Source organism: Haloarcula ordinaria, assembly GCF_029338275.1.
Taxonomy (GTDB): domain Archaea; phylum Halobacteriota; class Halobacteria; order Halobacteriales; family Haloarculaceae; genus Haloarcula; species Haloarcula ordinaria.
Map to the genome: position 1 here is coordinate 1,404,960 of NZ_CP119789.1, position 15,173 is coordinate 1,420,132.

Annotated in this window: 13 protein-coding genes and 1 tRNA gene; 11 read left to right on the forward strand and 3 right to left on the reverse strand. The window is 65.5% G+C overall.

Annotated elements, in window-relative coordinates:
• Positions 1 to 84 precede the first annotated feature (84 nt).
• From P1L41_RS07440 to rad50, 3 genes are read left to right on the forward strand one after another with little or no spacing between them, the layout of a single operon-like run.
• Positions 85 to 432 carry a DUF7966 family protein gene (locus P1L41_RS07440; protein WP_276298227.1) on the forward strand — a complete coding sequence of 116 codons (348 nt, stop codon included), beginning with the start codon at positions 85 to 87 and terminating at the stop codon, positions 430 to 432.
• The gene (mre11, locus tag P1L41_RS07445) at positions 429 to 1,715 is read left to right on the forward strand and encodes a DNA double-strand break repair protein Mre11 (RefSeq protein WP_276298228.1); all 1,287 of its coding nucleotides are present in this window, start codon (positions 429 to 431) and stop codon (positions 1,713 to 1,715) included. Before P1L41_RS07440 ends, mre11 begins: the two co-directional genes overlap by 4 nt.
• Positions 1,716 to 1,728: 13 nt before the next feature.
• A complete protein-coding gene (rad50, locus tag P1L41_RS07450) occupies positions 1,729 to 4,398 on the forward strand; it encodes a DNA double-strand break repair ATPase Rad50 (RefSeq protein ID WP_276298229.1) in 2,670 nt (889 codons plus the stop codon).
• Here the strand turns inward: rad50 and P1L41_RS07455 are convergent, their stop codons facing one another.
• Genes P1L41_RS07455 through P1L41_RS07465 form a run of 3 tightly spaced genes read right to left on the reverse strand, consistent with a single transcriptional unit; the run spans position 4,399 to position 5,559 of the window.
• Complete coding sequence (locus P1L41_RS07455; RefSeq protein WP_276298230.1) at positions 4,399 to 4,821, reverse strand: DUF7346 family protein; 423 nt, start codon at positions 4,819 to 4,821, stop codon at positions 4,399 to 4,401.
• Positions 4,822 to 4,846: 25 nt separating this feature from the next.
• Positions 4,847 to 5,326, reverse strand: a complete 480-nt coding sequence (locus P1L41_RS07460) for a DUF7322 domain-containing protein (protein ID WP_276298231.1) — start codon at positions 5,324 to 5,326, stop codon at positions 4,847 to 4,849.
• 41 nt (positions 5,327 to 5,367) lie between these two features.
• Positions 5,368 to 5,559, reverse strand: a complete 192-nt coding sequence (locus tag P1L41_RS07465; protein ID WP_276298232.1) for a DUF7331 family protein — start codon at positions 5,557 to 5,559, stop codon at positions 5,368 to 5,370.
• Positions 5,560 to 5,716: 157 nt separating this feature from the next.
• Between P1L41_RS07465 and P1L41_RS07470 the strand changes: the two genes are divergently transcribed.
• The 8 genes from P1L41_RS07470 (at position 5,717) to P1L41_RS07505 (ending at position 15,162) form a co-directional block, all read left to right on the forward strand.
• Positions 5,717 to 8,530 (forward strand): DNA-directed DNA polymerase, encoded by a 2,814-nt coding sequence (locus P1L41_RS07470; RefSeq protein ID WP_276298233.1) that lies wholly within the window; start codon positions 5,717 to 5,719, stop codon positions 8,528 to 8,530.
• 134 nt (positions 8,531 to 8,664) lie between these two features.
• Positions 8,665 to 9,591: an ABC transporter ATP-binding protein gene (locus P1L41_RS07475; protein ID WP_276298234.1), complete on the forward strand. Its 927-nt coding sequence runs from the start codon at positions 8,665 to 8,667 to the stop codon at positions 9,589 to 9,591.
• Between the two features lie 31 nt (positions 9,592 to 9,622).
• Positions 9,623 to 11,053 (forward strand): Fe-S cluster assembly protein SufB, encoded by a 1,431-nt coding sequence (gene sufB, locus P1L41_RS07480; RefSeq protein WP_276298235.1) that lies wholly within the window; start codon positions 9,623 to 9,625, stop codon positions 11,051 to 11,053.
• A gap of 2 nt (positions 11,054 to 11,055) precedes the next feature.
• Entirely contained in the window at positions 11,056 to 12,267 is a 1,212-nt protein-coding gene (gene sufD / locus P1L41_RS07485) for a Fe-S cluster assembly protein SufD (protein WP_276298236.1), read from the forward strand.
• Positions 12,268 to 12,474: 207 nt separating this feature from the next.
• Positions 12,475 to 12,948 carry a ferritin-like domain-containing protein gene (locus tag P1L41_RS07490; RefSeq protein ID WP_276298237.1) on the forward strand — a complete coding sequence of 158 codons (474 nt, stop codon included), beginning with the start codon at positions 12,475 to 12,477 and terminating at the stop codon, positions 12,946 to 12,948.
• Positions 12,945 to 13,379 carry a metal-dependent transcriptional regulator gene (locus tag P1L41_RS07495; protein ID WP_276298238.1) on the forward strand — a complete coding sequence of 145 codons (435 nt, stop codon included), beginning with the start codon at positions 12,945 to 12,947 and terminating at the stop codon, positions 13,377 to 13,379. Before P1L41_RS07490 ends, P1L41_RS07495 begins: the two co-directional genes overlap by 4 nt.
• Before the next feature lie 81 nt (positions 13,380 to 13,460).
• Positions 13,461 to 13,533 (forward strand) — tRNA-Gln (locus P1L41_RS07500).
• 375 nt (positions 13,534 to 13,908) lie between these two features.
• Positions 13,909 to 15,162, forward strand: a complete 1,254-nt coding sequence (locus P1L41_RS07505; protein ID WP_276298239.1) for a coiled-coil domain-containing protein — start codon at positions 13,909 to 13,911, stop codon at positions 15,160 to 15,162.
• The last annotated feature ends 11 nt before the right edge of the window (positions 15,163 to 15,173 follow it).

The following is a 15,173-nucleotide window of genomic DNA, read 5'->3' on the forward strand; positions in this document are numbered from 1 at the left end:
GGGGCTGCTCCCGTTCCCCTACTTGAACCCTCGGGCGGAGGCCGCGACGAGGGTTTATATCGAATCGAGGCGCGAAGACCGTCCATGTCCGGGACCGAACAAGCGAAGACGGCGCTCGCAGCGCTCGCCGACGACGAGACCGCAACCGACGGCGACTCCGAGCAACAGAGCGAGGTGGCCCAGCGCGTCATCGACCGGGCTGTGGCGTCGCGAGACGACATCGAGGCAGCCGCGATATTCCTGGAAGAAGTCGGCCTGTCGCGACTCGACCGCGCAGTCGAACACGCGGAGCGCGAACTCCGCCACCGTGCCGCTGCTGGGCGCGAGGCCCGTGCGGCGTTCGAGCGATACCGCGAAGCGGCCGCCGCCGACCACTTCCACCACGCTCGCGACACCTCTTTAGGCGGGGCTGGCGTACGCCACGACGAATGACACGGGTGATACACACCGGCGACACCCACATCGGGTACCAGCAGTACCACGTGCCCGAACGCCGTCGGGACTTCCTCGCGGCGTTCCGGCAGGTCGTCGACGACGCAATCGAGGACGACGTCGACGCGGTGGTACACGCAGGCGACCTGTTTCACGATCGCCGGCCCACGCTCACGGACATCCTGGGGACGCTCGAGGTACTGGAGACGCTCGACGATGCCGGCATCCCGTTTCTCGCCGTCGTGGGTAACCACGAGGCGAAGCGGGACGCGCAGTGGCTCGACCTCTACGCGTCGCTGGGGTTGGCGACACGCCTGAGTGCCGAGCCGACCGTCGTCGGCGACACGGCGTTCTACGGCCTGGACTTCGTTCCGCGCTCGCAGCGCGACGACCTGGAGTACGAGTTCGAACCGACCGACGCCGCGAACGCGGCGCTCGTCACGCACGGCTTGTTCCAGCCGTTCGACTACGGCGACTGGGACGCCGGTGAGGTGCTCCAGGAGTCCTCCGTCGCTTTCGACGCCATGTTGCTCGGCGACAACCACGCCCCGGGCAAACAGCAGGTCGAGGGGGCGTGGGTCACCTACTGCGGGTCCACCGAGCGTGCGAGCGCGAGCGAGCGGGACGACCGCGGGTACAACATCGTCGCCTTCGACGACGAGGTCCGCATCACGCGTCGCGGCCTCGAGACCCGCGAGTTCGTCTTCGTCGACGTCGAACTCGACAGCGAGGAGGGAGCCGAACGCGTCCGCAGCCGCGTCGGGCAACACGACCTCGAGGACGCCGTCGTGGTCGTGAGCATCGACGGCGACGGCGACCCCATCGCGCCCGCCAGCATCGAGGAGTACGCGCTCGACGCGGGCGCGCTCGTCGCTCGCGTCACCGACCACCGCGAGCTTGCGGCCGAGGACCGCGAGACCAGCGTGAGCTTCGCCGACCCGGACGACGCCGTCACCGAGCGGGTCCGCGAACTCGGCCTGAGCGGTGCAGCACGGGACATCGACGAGACGGTGCGAGCGTCGAAGGTCGCCGATTCGAACGTCGCCGACACCGTCGAACGGCGGGTCCGCGAGGTGGTCGAATCGGACCCCGACGCGCTGACCGCGAGCGCCGAACAGACGGAGGAGACGACGGAGAGTACGGCCGACGAGGACGCGACAGAGGGCACGGCCGAGGCCGACGGTGGCGAGTCAGCGGCATCGTCCGCGGCAGAGTCGGCGACGACGGACGACGAACCGACTGCCCAATCGGACGGGCAAGCCAACATGGGGGAGTTCCTATGAGGGGGCGACGCCGATGAGGTTCCAGCGCGTCCGCCTCGAGAACTTCAAGTGCTACGACGACGCCGACCTGCGACTCGACCGGGGCGTGACGGTCATCCACGGCCTCAACGGGAGCGGCAAGTCGTCACTGCTGGAGGCCTGTTTCTTCGCGCTCTACGGCTCGAAGGCCATCGACGAGACGCTGGAAGAGGTCGTCACCATCGGCGCCGACGAGTGTACCATCGAACTGTGGTTCGCGCACGGGGGTGCCGAGTACCACCTCACTCGCCGCGTCAGGAACACGGGCGAGCAGGCTCAGACCGCCAAGTGCGTCCTGGAGACGCCCGACGGCACGTTCGAGGGGGCCCGCGACGTCCGGGGCCGCATCACCGAACTCCTGCGGATGGACGACGAGGCGTTCGTCAACTGCGCGTACGTCCGCCAGGGCGAGGTGAACAAGCTCATCAACGCGTCGCCGAGCGACCGCCAGGACATGCTCGACGACCTGCTGCAACTCGGGAAGCTCGAGACCTACCGGGAGCGGGCCAGCGATGCTCGCCTGGGCGTCGGGCGCGTCCGCGACGACAAACAGGGAGCACTCTCGCAGCTCGAGGACCAGATTGCCGAGAAGGAGGACAAGGACCTCCACGAGCGCCTGAACTCGCTGGAGACGCGCCGGAGCGAGGTCGCCTCGAAGATAGAGCAGTTCTCCGAGCAGCGAGAGACGGCCCGCGAGACTCTGGACCAGGCGACCACCGTCCTCGCAGAGTACGAGGAGAGACGCGCGGAACTCGACGAGCTCGAGAGCGAGGTCGAGTCGCTGCGCGAGACCATCACCCAGACCGAGACGGACCGACGGGAACTCAAAGAACGCATCACCGAGCGACGAGCGGACCGCGAGTCGCTCCAGACGGACCTCGAGGAGACGCTCGCGGAGACCGACCTGGACGAGGCCGACCCCGACGCCGTCGCCGCCCGCCTGGAGACGCTCGAGGAACGGGACGAGGAACTCCGGACCAGAATCGAGGACGAGCGCGTCGAGGCCCAGAAACACAGCGGCGAGGCTGACTCGCTGGCCGAGACTGCCGCCGACCTCGCGTCGCGGGCCGAGTCCAAGCGGTCGGAGGCGGAGTCGCTCGCGACCGACATCGAGGACGCACGCGAGACCATCGCCCAGCGGCGGGAGAAGCTCGACGACATCGACGACGAGAGTGACCGCCTCCAGGCGCGCTTCGAGGACGCACCGGTCGACAGAGACGGTGCCGACGACCACCGTGAGGCGGTCGCCGAGAACCTGCGGACGGCCCGCCAGCGAGTGACCGAGCTGGAGACGACGCTCGAGAACGAGCGCGAGTCGCTCGCCGAGGCCGAGGTGCTGCTCGAGGCCGGCAAGTGCCCCGAGTGTGGCCAGGACGTCGACGGGTCGCCCCACGTCGACTCCATCGAGTCGGACCGGGAGCGCGTCGACCGCCTCGACGGTGACCTCGCGGACGCACGGGAGACCGTCGAGCAGCTCGAATCGAAGCTCGAGGCGGCCGACGCGCTCGTCGAGGCCGCCGACGAGCTGGCCACGCTCGAGGCCAACCGCGAGAACGTCGCCCAGCTCATCGCCGAGAAAGAAACGGGCCTCGAGGACGACCAGGCCCGAATCGAGACGCTCCAGGCGGAGGCCGACGACCTCGAATCGAAGGCCGAAGCCAAGCGTGACGCCGCCGCCGAGACGCGCGAACAGGCCGAGGCGTGCCGGGCTGTCATCGCCGAGTGCAACCAGGAGCGCCAGACGGTCAAGACGGCCATCCAGCGGCTGGAGCGCGTCGAGGACCTGCTAGAAGAGATCCAGGCCACCGCGGACGAGATCGAACGGTTGCGCGAGAAGCGCGACCAGCAGGCCGAACTGAACGACCAGCGCCGCGAGCGGCTGGCCGACAAACGGGCGCGAAAGGAGGAACTCGAGGCCGACTTCGACGACGACCGGATCGAACAGGCCCGCTCGCAGAAGCAGAACGCCGAGGCGTACATCGAGAAGGCCGACGAGAAACTCGACGAGTTGCGAGCGACACGCGACGACCTGCAGAACGCCGTCGGCGGTGTGAAAAACGAACTCGAGGAACTCGAGGCGCTCCGAGGCCGCCGGGACGAACTGGAGACGACGCTCGAGAACCTCCAGGCCCTCTACGCCGAGACACAGGACCTCCAGGAGATGTACGGTCGCCTGCGCGCGGAACTGCGCCAGCGGAACGTCGAGACCTTAGAGCGGATGCTCAACGAGACGTTCCGGCTCATCTACCAGAACGACTCCTACTCGCACATCGAACTCGACGGCGAGTACGAGCTGACGGTGTACCAGAAGGACGGCGACCCGCTCGAACCCGGGCAGCTGTCGGGCGGTGAACGGGCGCTGTTCAACCTGAGCCTCCGGTGTGCCATCTACCGGTTGCTCGCGGAGGGTATCGAAGGGGCGGCCCCGATGCCGCCGCTCATCCTCGACGAACCGACGGTGTTCCTCGACTCGGGCCACGTCACCCAGTTGCTCGACCTCGTGGCGTACATGCGCGACGAGGTGGGCGTCGAGCAGATTCTCGTCGTCAGCCACGACGAGGAGCTCGTGGGGGCGGCCGACGACCTCGTCCGCGTCGAGAAGGACGCAACCTCGAACCGCTCACAGGTCGACCGGGTCGAGGCGTCGGTGGCGGAGCTGGTCTGACTACGGCGCGAGGACGGCCAGTGCTTCGCTGGTCGTCTCCGTCGCGTCGTACCCCCGCCGGCCGGCCGCGTCGGCTTCCTCGATGAGGCCCGCCGCACGGAACTCCGCGAGGAGGCCGTGCAGGTCGCTCTCACAGAGGTCGTAGGCGTCGAGCAGCTCGTGGACCGACAGCGGCCCGCGCGCGTCGAGTTCGACGAGCAGCCCCAGCGACCGGTCGTCGTGGACCGCCGACAGCACGCGCCGGACCGCCGCGGGCACGGCCCCCGCCGCGGTCACGAGGGGTGACTCCCCGTCTACCGGTTCGAGTTCGTCGTTCGGAAGGTGTCGCTGGGCTCCTGTCTCCGGGTCGCGGACGAGGCTGGCGTCGCTCGACTCCTTCACCAGGAGATAGTGGTGCCCGGACTCGTCTCGGACCGTTCGCATGCTCCCGGCTAGCCGTCCGGCGTGGTTAGCCGTTGTGGTGCGGGCCGCCTGTCCCGTCGCGCTGGTCCCTCGCGTCGACGTCCGCACCGTCCTTGTTGGCGCCGGAACACTCCGGGTCGTCTTCCGCGCTCCCGCTCTCGGTCTCGGCGTCGTCCCGACTCTCTCCCTCGCGCTCGTCGTCTGTCTCTCGTCGCTTGAACTTGACGTACTCGTAGGTGCCATAGGAGAAGGCGACGACGCCGACCAGGAAGACCCGGGCTCCGAGGTCGACCTGGCCACGGAAGTACGCCAGCATGGGGCCGAGTGCAAGCGCGAGCAGGGCGACGTTGAACACGACGACGAGCTTGACGAACAGGCCGGCGACGTCGCTCTGGTAGTCGGCCTCACTCGGTGTCGGCGTCGGCGGGCCGAGGCTGTCGGGGTCGAACTCCTCGGGTTCGTGCTTGCTCTTCTCTGTGAAGACGTTCCCGCTCACGTCCGGGTCGTCGTCGCCGGGGATATCCACTGATAGCGGATACGGTATCGCCGGCGAAAAAGCGTTTGTTGTCAGACTGCGTCTTGCAACGTGACCGCAGTATCGGTCTGCAGCCACGCGAGCGGGTTCTCCGCGTCGTAGAATACTGTCCCCTCGTCGGTCTCGTAGGTTTCGGTCGTCTGTACCGCCTCGGGGAGTGCCGGCTCCGACCGGAGCGCTTCAGACCTGTCCGCCTCGCCGTCGGGGGATGCGTGGTGCGACATTGGGTCGTCGCCTATGGGTATGGCACACCTTCACAAATACTTTCTGCCCGTGTCAGATGTTGTCAATCGCGGTGTTCCGGCACGCGCTCGGTGGCCGGACCGGGACACACCGCCGACCGCCGGTGTTTTTATCCGGCATCTCGAAGGGCGCACACGAATGACTGACGAGACCCAGCGCGCCCTCGGGGATTTCGGGGCCGGGGGCACTGCGGACGGGGACGACCGGCCCGTCGCCGACGAGGCGGCGGCCATCGCCGGCAACGGCGACGGTGGGGCCGACGTCGTCGACATCGACGACCAGCAGTTCCCGGACGTCGAGGAGACGACGGAGTTCGTCGTCACCCAGGTCGACTACACCGTCGAGGGCAGCGGCGACGACGAGTTCCCGGTCGTCCACGTCTTCGGTCGGACCGAGGACCGGGAGGCCGTCCACGCCCGCGTCTACGATTTCAAGCCGTACTTCTACGCACCCGTCGAGAGCGCTACCCCGGACCGCCTCCGGCAGTACGACCGTATCACGGGGTGGGAGGAGGCCGACGCCGACGGCGAGCCCTACGAGTCGATTCGTGGCGAGCGCCTGGTCAAGATATTCGGCCAGACGCCACGCGACGTCGGCCAGATGCGTGACGACTTCGACCACTACGAGGCCGACATCCTCTTTCCCAACCGCCTGCTCATCGACAAGGACATCACGAGCGGCGTCCGCGTGCCAGCCCGGGAACTCGACGACGGGAGCCTGAAGGTCCATCACCGCGAGATTACCCCGGTCGAGGCCAGCGCCGACCCGCGGGTCAACACGTTCGACATCGAGGTCGACGACCGTTCGGGCTTCCCCGAGGAGGGCGAGGAACCCGTCCTCTGTCTCACCTCTCACGACTCCTACGACGACGAGTACGTCGTCTGGCTCTACCAGTCGCCCGACGGCATCGACGGTCCCGAGGCGCTGGCGGGCTACGAGCCCATCCGCGAGGACGTTGACTTCGATGCCGACGTGCGAATCTTCGAGGAAGAAGAGGCGATGCTCGAAGCGTTCGTCGACTATATCGTCGAGACCGACCCGGACGTCCTGACGGGCTGGAACTTCGACGACTTCGACGCGCCGTACTTCCTCGATCGCCTCGAGGCCCTCCAGGACTACAACCACGACTACGACCTCGACGTTGACCGCCTCTCCCGGGTCGACGAGGTCTGGCGCAGCGACTGGCGCGGCCCGGACATCAAGGGCCGGGTCGTCTTCGACCTGCTCTACGCCTACAAGCGCACCCAGTTCACCGAACTCGAGTCCTACCGCCTCGACGCCGTCGGCGAACAGGAACTCGGCGTGGGGAAGGAACGCTACTCGGGCGACATCGGCGACCTCTGGGAACAGGACCCCGAGCGCCTGCTGGAGTACAACCTCCGGGACGTCGAGCTGTGTGTCGAACTCGACCGCGAACAGGACATCATCGACTTCTGGGACGAGGTCCGGACGTTCGTCGGCTGCAAACTCGAGGACGCCACGACGCCCGGCGACGCCGTCGACATGTACGTCCTGCACAAACTCTACGGCGAGTTCGCGCTCCCCTCGAAGGGCCAACAGGCGAGCGAGGACTACGAGGGCGGGGCCGTCTTCGACCCGATTACCGGGGTCCGGGAGAACGTGACGGTGCTGGACCTGAAGTCGCTCTACCCCATGTGCATGGTGACGACGAACGCGAGTCCCGAGACGAAAGTTGACCCGGAGGCCTACGACGGCGACACCTACGTCGCGCCCAACGGGACCCACTTCCGGAAGGAGCCGGACGGCGTCATCCGGGAGATGGTCGACGAACTGTTGACCGAGCGCGAGGAGAAGAAAGAACGCCGGAATAGTTTCGACCCAGAGAATCCGGAGTATGAGCGCTTAGACCGCCAGCAAGCGGCAGTTAAGGTGATAATGAATTCGCTCTACGGGGTCCTGGGATGGGACCGCTTCCGCCTCTACGACAAGGAGATGGGGGCGGCGGTCACCGCGACTGGCCGGGAGGTCATCGACTACACCGACGAAGTCGTCGAGAACGAAGGGTACGAGGTCGTCTACGGTGATACTGACTCCGTCATGCTCCAACTCGGCGACATCGGGCCAGAGGACGTCGAGGGCGACGTCTCAGTCACCGACGAGATGCGCGAGAAGCATCCCGAGATGGACGACGCGGAACTGACGACGCTCGCGGCGACCATCGGGAAGGGATTTGAACTGGAGGACGTCATCAACGCCTCGTACGACGAGTTCGCGACCGAACGGCTGAACGCGAGCGACCACCGCTTCCAGATCGAGTTCGAGAAACTCTACCGACGGTTCTTTCAGGCGGGCAAGAAGAAACGGTACGCCGGCCACATCGTCTGGAAGGAGGGCAAGCACGTCGACGACATAGACATCACGGGCTTCGAGTACCAGCGCTCTGACATCGCGCCCATCACCAAGCGCGTCCAGAAGGAAGTCATCGACCGTATCGTCCACGGTGAGGACGCGGAGAGCATCAAGACGTACGTCGGCGAGGTCATCGAGGACTACCAGGCCGGGAACGTCGACTTCGACGACGTGGGCATCCCGGGCGGTATCGGGAAGCAACTGGACAACTACGACACCGACACCGCACAGGTCCGGGGCGCGAAGTACGCCAACCTCCTGCTGGGGACGAACTTCCAGCGCGGGTCGAAGCCAAAGCGGCTGTATCTCGACCGCGTGCACTCGGACTTCTTTGAGCGTATCGAAGCAGAGGAGGGGCTCGACCCGGCGCAGGACCCACTGTACGGCGAGTTCCGCCGGGACCCCGACGTCATCTGCTTCGAGTACGCCGACCAGATTCCTCCGGAGTTCGAGGTCGACTGGGACAAGATGCTGGAGAAGACGCTGAAAGGGCCCATCGCCCGCATCCTGGAGGCGCTGGACATCTCCTGGGACGAGGTCAAGAGCGGCCAGGAACAGACCGGTCTCGGGCAGTTCATGTGACCGGTCGAGACCGCCGGACGCGGCTATCATTCCCGAAACGGAAAATTCTCTTTGCGAATCGGCAACGAGGCCAGTGAAACCCGAAACTATTATCAGCGTCTCTACCCTGTTTTCGGTTGACCTAAGAGACAACCATGGCAGTACTCGAAATCAACAATCTCCACGCCGAAGTTGCCGAAGAGGACGGTGAGCAGATCCTTCGCGGTGTCGACCTCGAAGTGCAGTCGGGCGAAATCCACGCCCTGATGGGCCCGAACGGGTCGGGTAAGTCGACCACAGCGAAGGTCATCGCCGGGCACCCCGCCTATCGGGTCACAGACGGTGAGGTCCTCATCCACCTCGAGGACGACGAGTTCGGTGAGGACTTCGAGATTCCCGAGGACATGCGGACCTGGAATCTCCTCGAGCTCGAACCCAACGAGCGCGCCGCCCTGGGCGTCTTCCTGGGCTTCCAGTACCCCGCGGAAATCGAGGGCGTCACGATGGTGAACTTCCTCCGGACGGCGCTCAACGCCAAGCTCGAAGAGCGAGAAGAGCTCTTCGAGGAGGACGACGAGGAGGAAGCCGAGGCCGAAGACACCAACGAGGACGCCGCCGGCTACGACACCTCGCCGATGGAAGGGAACGTCGAAGAGGGCGAGGTCGGCGTCGCCGAGTTCCAGCAGATACTCCAGGAGAAGATGGAGCAGCTGGACATGGACGAGAAGTTCGCCTCCCGCTATCTGAACGCCGGCTTCTCCGGCGGCGAGAAGAAACAGAACGAGGTCCTCCAGGCCGCCATTCTCGAGCCCTCTATCGCCGTGCTCGACGAGATCGACTCCGGGCTGGACATCGACCGCCTGCAGGACGTCTCCGACGGCATCAACGCGCTCCGCGACGAGCAGGGCGCCGGCATCCTCCAGATCACCCACTACCAGCGCATCCTCGACTACGTCGAACCCGACCACGTCCACGTGATGCTCGACGGCAAGATCGCCAAGTCCGGCGGCGCCGAACTGGCCGAGCAACTCGAGGACGAAGGGTACGACTGGGTCCGCGACGAAGTCTACGAGGCCGCGTAACGCCCATCAGTCCACACCACCAAACACAATCATGAGCTCAGACCAAGACCACCTCAAAGAGACCGACACCGAAGCCCGATTCGAATTCAAGAAGGAGGAGAAGTCCGCCTTCCAGACCGAGAAGGGCCTGACCGAGGAGACCATCCGGGTCATCTCGGAAGACAAGGACGAACCCGAGTGGATGCTCGAGCGCCGCCTGCGCGCCCTCGAACAGTTCCAGCAGATGCCGATGCCGGAGGGCTGGCCGGGCGCGCCCGACCTCTCGGAGGTCGACATCGAACAGATCGTCCCGTACATCCGCCCGGACATCGAGACGCGTGGCGGCGCGGAGTCCTGGGAAGACCTCCCGGACGAGATCAAAGACACCTTCGACAAACTGGGCATCCCGGAAGCCGAGAAGAACGCCCTTTCGGGCGTCGGCGCCCAGTACGAGTCGGAGATCGTCTACCAGAACATGCAGGAGCGCTGGGAGGAGAAGGGCGTCATCTTCTGTGACATGGACAAGGCCGTCCAGGAACACGAAGATATCGTCCGCGAGCACTTCATGACGAAGTGTGTCCCCCCGAGCGACAACAAGTTCGCCGCACTCCACGGTGCCGTGTGGTCCGGCGGGTCCTTTGTCTACATCCCCGAGGACACCACCGTCGAGATGCCGGTCCAGGCGTACTTCCGCATGAACAGCGAAGGCATGGGCCAGTTCGAGCACACGCTCATCATCGCCGAAGAGAACTCGGAGGTCCACTACATCGAGGGCTGTTCCGCCCCGAAGTACTCCGCGTTCAACCTCCACTCCGGCGGCGTCGAGGTGTTCGTCGGCGAGAACGCCCACGTCCAGTACTCGACCGTGCAGAACTGGTCGAAGAACACCTACAACCTCAACACCAAGCGCGCTATCGTCGAGGCCGACGGGACGATGGAGTGGGTCTCCGGGTCCATGGGCTCGAAGGCCACGATGCTCTACCCCGCGACCATCCTCAAGGGGCCGGGCGCGACGGACAACCACATCACCATCGCCTTCGCGGGCGAGGGCCAGGACATCGACACCGGCGCGAAGGTGTACCACAACGCGCCCAACACCAAATCCACCATCGAGTCCAAGTCCATCAGCAAGGACGGCGGCCGCACGAACTACCGTGGCCTCGTCCACATCTCGGACGGTGCCGAGAACTCCTCGACGTCCGTCGAGTGTGACGCGCTGATGTTCGACAACAAGTCAACCTCGGACACGATGCCGTACATGGAGATCCAGGAGAACAAGGTCGACGTCGCCCACGAGGCGACCGTCGGCAAGATCGGCGACGAGGACGTCTTCTACCTCCAGAGCCGCGGCCTGGACGACGACGACGCCAAGCAGATGATCGTCGCCGGCTTCATCGAGCCCATCACGGAGGAACTGCCAATCGAGTACGCCGTCGAACTGAACCGCCTCATCGAACTGGAGATGGAGGGGTCGCTCGGATAACAATGAGTACGCAGGTACACGCAAATCTCACAGAGAGCCAGGTCGAACAGATCTCCGAAGACTTGGGCGAGCCCGACTGGCTGCTCGAGACACGGAAGGAGGCCCTCGCGGCGCTCGAGGACCTCGACATGCCCGACGTCATCCGGACGCCGGGCCGCACGTGGACGAACCTCGACGCGCTCGACTACGAGACGCTGGTCGACCCGCTCGACTACGCCCAGGAGAAAGACCGCATCGACGCCGAGGGCGTCGACGTGCTCTCGTGGAGCGAGGCGCTTGCCGAGCACGGCGACCGCATCGAGGAGCACTTCGGCAGCGTCGTCGACCCGCAGCGGGATTACCTCACTGCGCTGTCGACCGCGCTGTTCTCCGCCGGCACCGTCGTCTACGTCCCCGAGGGCGTCGACGCCGAGGACGTGAAGATCCGCACGACGATGAACAGCAAGTCGCTGTTCAACTACACGCTGGTCATCGCCGAGGAGTCTTCCTCGGTTACCATCCTGGAACGCCAGACCACCGGTGACGAGGTCGAGGGCGCGCGCTACTACTCCGGCGTCGTCGAGGCCGTCGCGGGCGAGAACGCCTACGTCCAGTACGGCACGCTCCAGAACCTCTCGGAAGAGAGCTACAACTACCAGGTCAAGCGCGGCCACGCCGGCACCTACGCCACGGTCGACTGGATCGAGGGCAATATCGGCTCGCGCCTGACGAAGAGTAACGTCGAGACGCGCCTGCTCGGTGACTCCTCAGAGTCCCAGATCGTCGGCGCGTTCTTCGGCCACAACGACCAGCACTTCGACATCGCGTCCCGAGTGTGGCACGAGGCCGAACACACCGTCGCCGACCTCGTCACCCGCGGCGTGCTCGACGACCAGGCCCGCTCGGTGTACGAGGGTGTCCAGGACGTCGGCCGCGAGGCCTGGGATACCTCCTCCTATCAGCGTGAGAATACGCTGATGCTCTCCGAGGAGTCCGAGGCCGACGCGTCGCCGAAGCTCATCATCAACAACCACGACACCGAGGCCTCCCACTCCGCGACGGTCGGGCAGGTCGACGAGGAGGACATGTTCTACATGACCTCTCGCGGTGTCAACCCCGAGCGCGCGAAGAACATGCTCGTCGAGGGCTTCTTCGTACCCGTCTTAGAGGAGGTCGCGGTCGACGAACTCCGCGACGACCTCGACGACCTCATCGTCGAGCGGCTGACGGCGTAACGTCGCTCGGCGCGATTTCTCCGAGGTCTGTCTTCGATTGTGTCCCCAGCCGGGGCCAGTCGTCTCTCCGGCGTCCACTGCCAGCACTGGTGTGCTACGCGCCGCCACAATCCGTCACGATAGAGACAGGGAACGGCTTAAGTCGCCGCCTCCCCGATGAGCGAACATGACTGTCTCGCCCCGTAACTGCCAGCCGGAGTGGTCGCGATGAGTCTCCGAGCCCCCATCGCGTCGGACCACCAGCTGGCCCGTCTCCTGCAGATCGGCGTGGTCCTCGAAGAGGTCGTCGAGGCCCGCGCCGAGAAGCACGCCGAGGCGACTGCCGAGGCGGAGGTGGTCGAGATGCTCGAGGCCGCCGTCGCGGAGTCCGCCGAGCACCGCGAACGGCTGGAGACCGTCATCGACGAGCTCGACGCGGAGACGGTCCCGTTCGACGAGATACAGACGCTCGTCGAGGCCCAGTACGAGAGCGACCAGGACTTCGACGGCATCCTCTACGACCAGCTGTGCAACGAGGAGACCGCCTACAAGTTCTACGACGACCTCATCGGGGCCATCGAGGCCTCCGACGCCGACTTCGGCGTCGACCGGGACCACCTGCTGTCGGTCCTCGAGACCATCCGCGCCGAGGAGGCCGAGGGCGTCGAAGCGGTCACCGAACTCATGGAGGACTATCGATGAACACACAGGCCCAGTACCTCAAGGCGATCTATCTCGCGCAGCAACAGGCCGACGGCCCCGCTTCGACGGGTGCCGTCGCCGACTTCCTCGACGTGAGTCCAGCGAGCGCGAACGAGATGATCGGCAAACTGGAGTCACGCGGCCTCCTGGAACACGAGAAGTACAAGGGGGTCGACCTCACCGACGAGGGCATCCAGCAGGCCCGGGAGGCCCTCCAGAACTACTGCATCATCGAGCGGTTCCTCGTCGAAGTCCTGGAGGTCGAGGAGTTCCGTATGGAGGCAAAGCAACTCGAAGGCGTCATCGACGAGACGGTGGCCGAGCGCCTCGACACTATCATCGACCGAGAGCCTCAGTGTCCGGACTGTTTCGACGCCGAAGACGACGTCTGCGGGCTGCTCGACGTCGCGGCCGAGGTCACCAGCGACTGACGGGTCTCGAAGCGTTCAAGTGCGTTCCGGCGGTTGGGTTCGATACTGTCCCGCAGTGTGAACGCGGGACGAGCGAAGCGAAGTCCCGTGGTGTAGTGGCCAATCATATGGGCCTTTGGAGCCTATGACGGCGGTTCGAATCCGCCCGGGACTACTTTTGCTCCGAGCAATTCGCGAGTGGCAAACACCTCGGCGGTGGATTCGAACCCTGGAAGTCGCGCGCAGCGTAATGGACCCGTCTTTCTCCGGTTCGAATCGCTCTAGAAAAATCCGTAATAAATAAGTAGAAAACAAGTCAAGACCAGCGAATATCACTTTCGAAAACAGATATGTATCGATCGAATCGGCCATATTCACCGTTTGAAAATAGTGGACAGAGACATTCTACTGCCGGTATATGGTGATAATTGGTTCTCGGCGCTGCTACCCCGTTCCGCGGTCGTGTCGACCTCCGTTCCTGCGATAGATAATTCCAGTCAGTTTTATAACACTATAGTGCGACATGTGTCATACACCTGGCAACGAAACTATGATATCTGACAACAAAACGGCAACCGCCTCTGCGAACGGAATCCTCGTCGAACGGACCCTCTCCATAGAGGATGGGTGGGTCGTCGGCACCATTCAGGTCGAGTCAATCAGTCAGCGGCCGGACGTGGTCTACGTCACCGAGGAGTTGCCCGACGACCTGCCGGTCGAGAGCGTCGGCTTCAAGCGGGACGACCCGCCGAGCGACGGGGAGATAACGCCCCAGCGCGTGTCGGTGGCCCTGCCCGTCGAGGACGACGCCGTCAGCGTCGACTTCGGCATCGAACTGGCCGATACCGTCGACGACGTAGCGTTCGACGAGCCGGAAATCGAGCGGGTCGAGACAGCAGCGCCGTCGCCCTCGGTCGCCCAGACCGACGGCGGCGAAAACCCCGCCACAGAGGGCGACGACGACACGGCCACCGCCCCTCCGTCCGAGGTGGACGGAGCCGGGACCACTGCCAGCACCGACGGTCCGGACCAGGCCGACGGTCCGACGACTGGGGCCTCGGGCGCGGGACAGCAGGGGGTCTACGCCTCGTCGGGGTCCGTGAAAGACGTCATCCGGCAGACCGACGAGGAGGGGACCGGGAACGCCGGAGCGGCGGACGGCGCGGGCGAGGCCAGGCAGACCCACTCCCCGCCGCGCAGTGTCGAGACACGGCTCGACTACCTCTCGGCGCGCGTCGACGAGTTCGCGGCGTACACCACCGCGCTGGAGTCGTTCTTGGACGAGGAAGGCACGGCCCAGGAGTTCATCGACCGGGTCGACGGGGAGGTGGCGGACCTCGCGACCGCGCTCGAGGAGGTCTCCGAGGAGGTCGATACGATTCGGGAGACGAACCAGGACCTCGGTGAGGAGCTCCGGCACCGGACCGACGAACTCGAGGACCGCATCGACGACGCCCAACAATCCGTCGAGGACGACCTCGACGCCGTCCGGACACAGCTCGACGACGACGTGGCGCGACTCGACTCGAGTCTCGACGATCAGGGCGACGACCTCGATTCGCTTCGCGCCGATTACGAGGCGCTCGAGGCCCGCGTCAGCGATATCGAGGCGGAGATCGAGGGGAACGCCGAGACCATCGACGCCGTCGAGACGTCGGTCTCGGACGTCGCCGACGACGTCGACACGCTGCGAGCGGAGGTCGAGACGCTCCGCGCCGACGTCGAGGGACTCAGCGAGTTCCGGGCCTCACTGGCCGACGCCTTCGGCGGCGCCGGGGGTCCCGCGACGACCGTCGACGAGTAAGGGCGCCACAC